Origin of the sequence: Streptomyces sp. FH025, assembly GCF_017427025.1 — a bacterium.
Taxonomy (GTDB): domain Bacteria; phylum Actinomycetota; class Actinomycetes; order Streptomycetales; family Streptomycetaceae; genus Kitasatospora.
The window spans coordinates 1-6135 of the sequence record NZ_JAFLNG010000468.1 but is presented as its reverse complement, the minus strand read 5'-3'; the positions used below and the strand labels follow the sequence as shown (position 1 = coordinate 6135).

General features: G+C 69.1%; 3 protein-coding genes, 1 tRNA gene and 1 pseudogene. 2 read left to right on the top strand and 3 right to left on the bottom strand.

From position 1 onward, the window contains the following. A pseudogene (locus J0670_RS26930) lies at nucleotides 1-210 on the bottom strand (hypothetical protein); the annotation flags it as partial. Then, nucleotides 207-725, bottom strand: coding sequence for a SigE family RNA polymerase sigma factor (locus J0670_RS26925; protein WP_207814269.1), 519 nt, complete (start codon nucleotides 723-725; stop codon nucleotides 207-209). The gene J0670_RS26925 and the pseudogene J0670_RS26930, both read right to left, overlap by 4 nt. Before the next feature lie 141 nt (nucleotides 726-866). On the opposite strand from J0670_RS26925, the gene hrpA reads away from it, so the two are divergent. Beyond that, on the top strand, nucleotides 867-4847 hold the full coding sequence (gene hrpA / locus J0670_RS26920; RefSeq protein WP_207814268.1) for an ATP-dependent RNA helicase HrpA: 3981 nt from the start codon (nucleotides 867-869) through the stop codon (nucleotides 4845-4847). Nucleotides 4848-4971: 124 nt separating this feature from the next. Further along, nucleotides 4972-5045: transfer RNA gene (locus tag J0670_RS26915), tRNA-Asp, on the top strand. Nucleotides 5046-5401: 356 nt separating this feature from the next. Here J0670_RS26915 and bldC read toward each other — a convergent pair. Then, nucleotides 5402-5608: a developmental transcriptional regulator BldC gene (gene bldC, locus J0670_RS26910; RefSeq protein WP_014137253.1), complete on the bottom strand. Its 207-nt coding sequence runs from the start codon at nucleotides 5606-5608 to the stop codon at nucleotides 5402-5404. Nucleotides 5609-6135 lie beyond the last annotated feature (527 nt).

Genomic DNA, 6135 nt, shown 5'->3' with positions numbered 1-6135 from the left:
GATCGCCGTCCCTCCGCCGACCACCGCCGCGACCAGCACCGCCGCCGCCCCGGCGGTCAGCAGCCTTCGGCGCCGCAGTCTGCGCCGCCCCCCGGCGACCAGCCGGTCGTACGGCACCGCCCCGATCTCGACGCTCCCGGCGAGGTCGCTCAGCCCGCTCACGGCCGCCGCCTCGTCGCCGGTCGTCCCGTCCCCGATGCCCTTGCTCATCTTCCGCCTCCGACGTTGGTCAGTCCGTTGAGTGAGGAGGCCGCGCGGAGCTTGGCCAGGCCCTTGGCGGCCTGGCTCTTCACCGTCCCGACCGAGCAGCCCATCGCCGCGGCGGTCTGGGCCTCGGAGAGGTCCTCCCAGTACCGCAGCACGACGGCCTGGCGCTGGCGCGGCGGCAGGGCGCCGAGCGCGCCGAGCAGCACGGCCCGGTCGTCCGGGTCGGTTCCGGCCGGCGCGGGCCGGTCGGGGACGGCGTCGACGAGGCGTTCGACCGGTCTGCGCCGGAACCGCCGGGCGTGCTCGTTGACCAGGATCCGGCGGACGTAGGCGTACGGGTCGTCCGCCGCACGGACCCTGTTCCACGCCACGTACGCCCGTTCGAGCGCCTGCTGGACGAGGTCCTCGGCGCCGTACCGCTCCCCCGCGAGCAGGTACGCCGTCCTGAGCAGCCGTGACCACGCGCTGCCGGCGAACGCCCGGAACTCCTCGTCCCGTGCGGTCTTCTGGGCTCCCATGAGCACCTCCTCAACCCCCCGGAGCCCGGATCGCCCGCGGATCGTTGCCCGTCGTTCGCGATTCTCCGTCGGCGGCTGTGACACTGGAGGGGCTCGAAAACCGAGGTGCGCTCCGCCGTGCCTCCTTGCGAACCTAGAGGGATGCCCGCAGTGAGTTCTCCCGCAGTCCAGTCCGCCCCCGCGCCCGTCGAGGGCCCCGGAATCGGTGAGCTGGCCGCCCGCCTGCCCGAGCTGACCCTGCGCGACCAGGTGCGGATCGGACGCCGGCTGGAGGGGGCCCGCAAGGTCCGCAAGCCCGAGGCCAGGCAGAAGATCGCCACCGAGCTCGCCGCCGAGATCGACCGGGCCGAGCTGTTGGTCGAGCAGCGCCGCAGCGCCGTCCCGACGATCAGCTATCCCGAAGAGCTGCCGGTCAGCCAGAAGAAGGACGAGATCCTGGCGGCGATCCGGGACCACCAGGTGGTGATCGTCGCGGGCGAGACCGGCTCCGGCAAGACCACCCAGATCCCGAAGATCTGCCTGGAGCTCGGCCGGGGCGTGCGCGGTCTGGTCGGCCACACCCAGCCGCGCCGGATCGCCGCCCGTACGGTGGCCGAGCGCGTCGCCGAGGAGCTGAACAGCCCGCTCGGCGAGGCGGTCGGCTGGAAGGTCCGGTTCACCGACCAGGTCGGCCGGGACACCCTGGTCAAGCTGATGACGGACGGCATCCTGCTCGCGGAGATCCAGACCGACCGCGATCTGCACCAGTACGACACCCTGATCATCGACGAGGCGCACGAGCGCAGCCTCAACATCGACTTCCTGCTCGGCTACCTCAAGCAGCTGCTCCCCCGCCGCCCCGACCTCAAGGTCGTGATCACCTCCGCGACCATCGACCCGGAGCGCTTCGCCCGGCACTTCGGCGACGCCCCGATCGTCGAGGTCTCCGGCCGCACCTACCCGGTCGAGGTCCGCTACCGGCCCATCGTCGACGACACCGAGGACGAGGCCGACGAGGCCGACCGCGACCGGGACCAGGTCCAGGCGATCTGCGACGCCGCGAAGGAGCTCCAGGCCGAGGGCCCGGGCGACATCCTGGTGTTCCTCTCCGGCGAGCGCGAGATCCGCGACACCGCCGACGCCCTCACCAAGCTCAAGCTGCGGAACACCGAGATCCTGCCGCTGTACGCCCGGCTCAGCTCGGCCGAGCAGCACAAGGTGTTCCAGCGTTCCAACCTGCGCCGGATCGTGCTGGCCACCAACGTGGCCGAGACCTCGCTCACCGTCCCCGGCATCAAGTACGTGATCGACCCGGGCACCGCCCGGATCTCCCGCTACAGCCACCGCACCAAGGTCCAGCGGCTGCCGATCGAAGCGGTCAGCCAGGCCAGCGCCAACCAGCGCAAGGGCCGCTGCGGCCGCACCTCCGACGGCATCTGCATCCGGCTGTACTCGGAGGAGGACTTCCTCTCCCGCCCCGAGTTCACCGACGCCGAGATCCTGCGCACCAACCTGGCCTCGGTCATCCTGCAGATGACCGCGGCCGGCCTCGGCGACATCGCCGCCTTCCCGTTCCTGGACCCGCCGGACTCGCGCAACATCAAGGACGGCATCCACCTGCTGCACGAGCTGGGCGCGCTCGACCCGGACGAGAAGGACCCGCGCAAACGCCTCACCCAGCTCGGCCGCAAGCTCGCCCAGCTCCCGGTGGACCCGCGGATGGCCCGCATGGTGCTGGAGGCTGACCGCAACGGCTGCGTGCGCGACGTCATGGTGATCGCCGCCGCGCTGTCCATCCAGGACCCGCGCGAGCGCCCCGCCGAGAAGCGCCAGGCCGCCGACGAGCGGCACAAGCGGTTCAACTCGGAGACCTCCGACTTCCTCTCCTACCTGGCGATGTGGCGCTACGTCCGGGAGCAGCAGAAGGAGCTGTCCTCCTCGGCCTTCCGCCGGATGTGCAAGGCCGAGTTCCTCAACTACCTGCGGATACGGGAGTGGCAGGACATCTACGTCCAGCTGCGCACCGTCGCCAAGCAGTTGGGCGTGACGATCGAGGAGCCCCATCCGGACGCCGAGCCGGACGCCGACCGGATCCACCAGTCGCTGCTGGCCGGGCTGCTCTCCCACATCGGCCTCTTCGACGTGGAGAAGCGCGAGTACGGCGGCGCCCGCGGCGCCCGCTTCGCGGTCTTCCCCGGCTCCGGCCTGTTCAAGAAGCCGCCGCGCTGGGTGATGTCGGCCGAGCTGGTGGAGACCTCCCGGCTCTGGGCGCGGATCAACGCGAAGATCGAGCCCGAGTGGGTCGAGCCGCTGGCCGGCCACCTGCTCAAGCGCGGCTACAGCGAGCCGCACTGGGAGAAGAAGGCCGGCGCGGTGCTGGCGTACGAGAAGGTGACCCTCTACGGGGTGCCGATCGTGGCCCAGCGCAAGGTCAACTACGGGAAGATCGACCCGGAGCTCTGCCGCGAGCTGTTCATCCGCAACGCGCTGGTCGAGGGCGACTGGGAGACCCACCACCGGTTCTTCGCCGAGAACCGCAAGCTGCTCGGCGAGGTCGAGGAGCTGGAGAACCGGGCCCGCCGCCGGGACATCCTGGTGGACGACCAGACCCTGTTCGACTTCTACGACTCCCGGCTGCCCGAGGAGATCGTCTCCACCCGGCACTTCGACTCCTGGTGGAAGAAGGCCCGGCACGAGCAGCCGGACCTGCTGAACTTCGAGAAGTCGATGCTGATCAACGACGCCGCGGGCGGCGTCACCGAGGCCGACTACCCGGACCACTGGCAGCAGGGCAAGCTGCGCTTCAAGCTGACCTACCAGTTCGAGCCGGGCAGCGACGCGGACGGCGTGACCGTCCACATCCCGCTGCCGGTGCTCAACCAGGTCACCGCGGAGGGCTTCGACTGGCAGATCCCCGGCCTGCGGGAGGAGCTGGTCACCGCGTACATCAAGTCGCTGCCGAAGGCGATCCGGCGCAACTTCGTCCCGGCGCCGGACTTCGCCAAGGCGGCGCTGCGCGAGGTGAGGGACCGCCAGGAGCCGTTGCTGCCGTCCCTGGAGCACGCCCTGAAGCGCCTGACGGCCGTCACGGTGCCGCCGGAGGCCTGGGACGACGAGCGGGTGCCTGAGCACCTCAAGGTGACCTTCCGGGTGGTGGACGGGCGCCGCAGGCTCGCCGAGTCCAAGGACCTGGAGGAGCTGCGGCTGAAGCTCAAGCCGAAGCTGAAGGAGACGCTCTCCTCGGCCGCCTCCGGCAAGGGCATCGAGCAGAGCGGGCTGACCGCGTGGCCGGCCTCCCTGCCGGTGCTCCAGCGCACCTTCGAGCAGCGCTCACGCGGCCACTCGCTGCGCGCCTACCCGGCCCTGGTGGACGAGGGCCAGGCGGTCGGCATCAAGCTGTTCGACACCCCGGAGGCGCAGGCGCAGGCGATGTGGGAGGGGACGAGGCGGCTGCTGATGCTGACCACCAACTCCCCGGCCAAGTCGATCCAGGGCCGGCTGGGCAACCAGGCGAAGCTGGCGCTCTCGCACAGCCCGCACGGCTCGATCAACGCCCTGTTCGAGGACGTCGTGTCCGCCGCGACGGACCGGCTGATGGCCCTGGCCGGCGGCCCGGCCTGGGACGAGGCGGCCTTCGGCAAGCTGCACGACAAGGTGCGCGCGGACCTGTACGACCTGTCCGCGGACACCACGTTGAAGACGGCCACCGCGCTGATCGCCTTCCACAAGGCCTCGACCCGGTTGAAGACGGTGAGCAGCCCGGTGCTGCTGAACGCGGTGAACGACGTCCGGCTGCACCTGGCCTCGCTGGTGCACCCGGGCTTCGTGACGGCCGCCGGCTGGCAGCGGCTGCCCGACCTCAAGCGCTACCTGCTGGCGGTGGACCGCCGGCTGGAGGCGCTGCCCAACCACCCGCAGCGGGACGCCCAGCAGCTGCTGAAGGTGCAGCAGGTGCAGCAGGCGTACGGGGAGCTGCTGGCGGCGGTGCCGGCCGGACGGCAGCCCTCCGAGGAGGTGCGGGCGATCCGCTGGATGATCGAGGAGCTGCGGGTCAGTTTCTTCGCCCAGGGGCTGGGCACGCCGAGCCCGGTCTCCGAGAAGCGGATCATGAAGGCGATGGAGGCGGCCCGGGCGGCGCTCTGACCCGGTGCAGCACTCTGAGCTGCGGGTGGGCCTTCAGGTGCCAGTTCGACCTGGGGGCCCACCATGGGCTACGATCTGTCTTGTTCGCAGCGCGGCAAGCGAGTGAACGAGATCAGAAATCTCTGGTCCCGTGGAGCAGTTGGTTAGCTCGCCACCCTGTCAAGGTGGAGGTCGCGGGTTCAAGTCCCGTCGGGATCGCCGCAGTGCGAGAGGCCCGGAACCGTCAGGTTCCGGGCCTCTCGCTTTTGGCCGCTCGGCTTCTACCCCGAACTAGGTCTAGACCACAAGTGACAGACCGTGTGACGGTCGTCACCCACCCCCTCCCGAGAACCGGCCCGGGACGGCCTCTCTCGAGGCCCACTAATTTAATATGTAAAATTGTACAGGTATTCACTGTAAATCCCCCCCGCCCCATGCGCATCAAATCGTTATCCGGAGTTCAGCATTCCGAAAGGTCGGCCGGGCGGGAAGCGCCGCACCGGACACGACAAAGGGACCGCCAACCGGACCCGGCGGAGTCCGGTTGGCGGCCCCTTTAAAGAGCCTTTGGCCTATCAGGCCTCGGTGCGCTGAGCGGGAATCCCGGCCAGCAGTGCGCGCACCTCCGCCTCACGGTAACGGCGGTGACCGCCGAGCGTGCGAATAGACGTCAGCTTGCCCGCCTTGGCCCAGCGGGTGACCGTCTTCGGGTCCACGCGGAACATGGTGGCAACCTCTGCCGGCGTCAGCAGCGGCTCAGCATCAGGGGTACGAGCGGTCATGAGCGGCCTCCTCGGGAGAACCGAACCAGGGCGGTTCTATCCTTCAAATTCTGCACCTTGGCCCGCGATGCCCGAAATGGCATAGACGGGCCGAGTCGGTTATAGGACGAACGGCTTGTCCTGGTGTCTACAACTACACCATCCGTCCAGCCCTATCGACCAAACCGCCAAAATTGACCCCTCACGGGTTCAAGGCCGACGGATGGCGATGGACCACCCCATAGCGGACAGTCACACGACAGTGACATCCGGTTACAGGGGGACCAGACCCTCCGTTTCCCCGCAAAGCACGCATCGACTCCAGAACCACCCAAAAGTGGGCACGCTCACGTGAAGTTGGGCTGGTTGTCCCATTTTTGCACATAGGGGTAAGTTCGCGTCAACGGTGAGTAGTGTCACGTTCGACAGGTATTGACCCGAACCAGGACCTTGGTCATAGAGCGCGTGGACGAAGGACTCTTACAGTCATACACGGGCGGTCCGACGTCAGTTCGCGTTCCTCAGCGCCGACACCCGCCGCCACCGCA

What these genes read in the sequence shown, in the direction of transcription:
- J0670_RS26925 (WP_207814269.1), bottom strand. Translation starts at nt 725, where the DNA reads ATGGGAGCCCAGAAGACCGCACGGGACGAGGAGTTCCGGGCGTTCGCC.
- hrpA (WP_207814268.1), top strand. Translation starts at nt 867, where the DNA reads ATGCCCGCAGTGAGTTCTCCCGCAGTCCAGTCCGCCCCCGCGCCCGTC.
- bldC (WP_014137253.1), bottom strand. Translation starts at nt 5,608, where the DNA reads ATGACCGCTCGTACCCCTGATGCTGAGCCGCTGCTGACGCCGGCAGAG.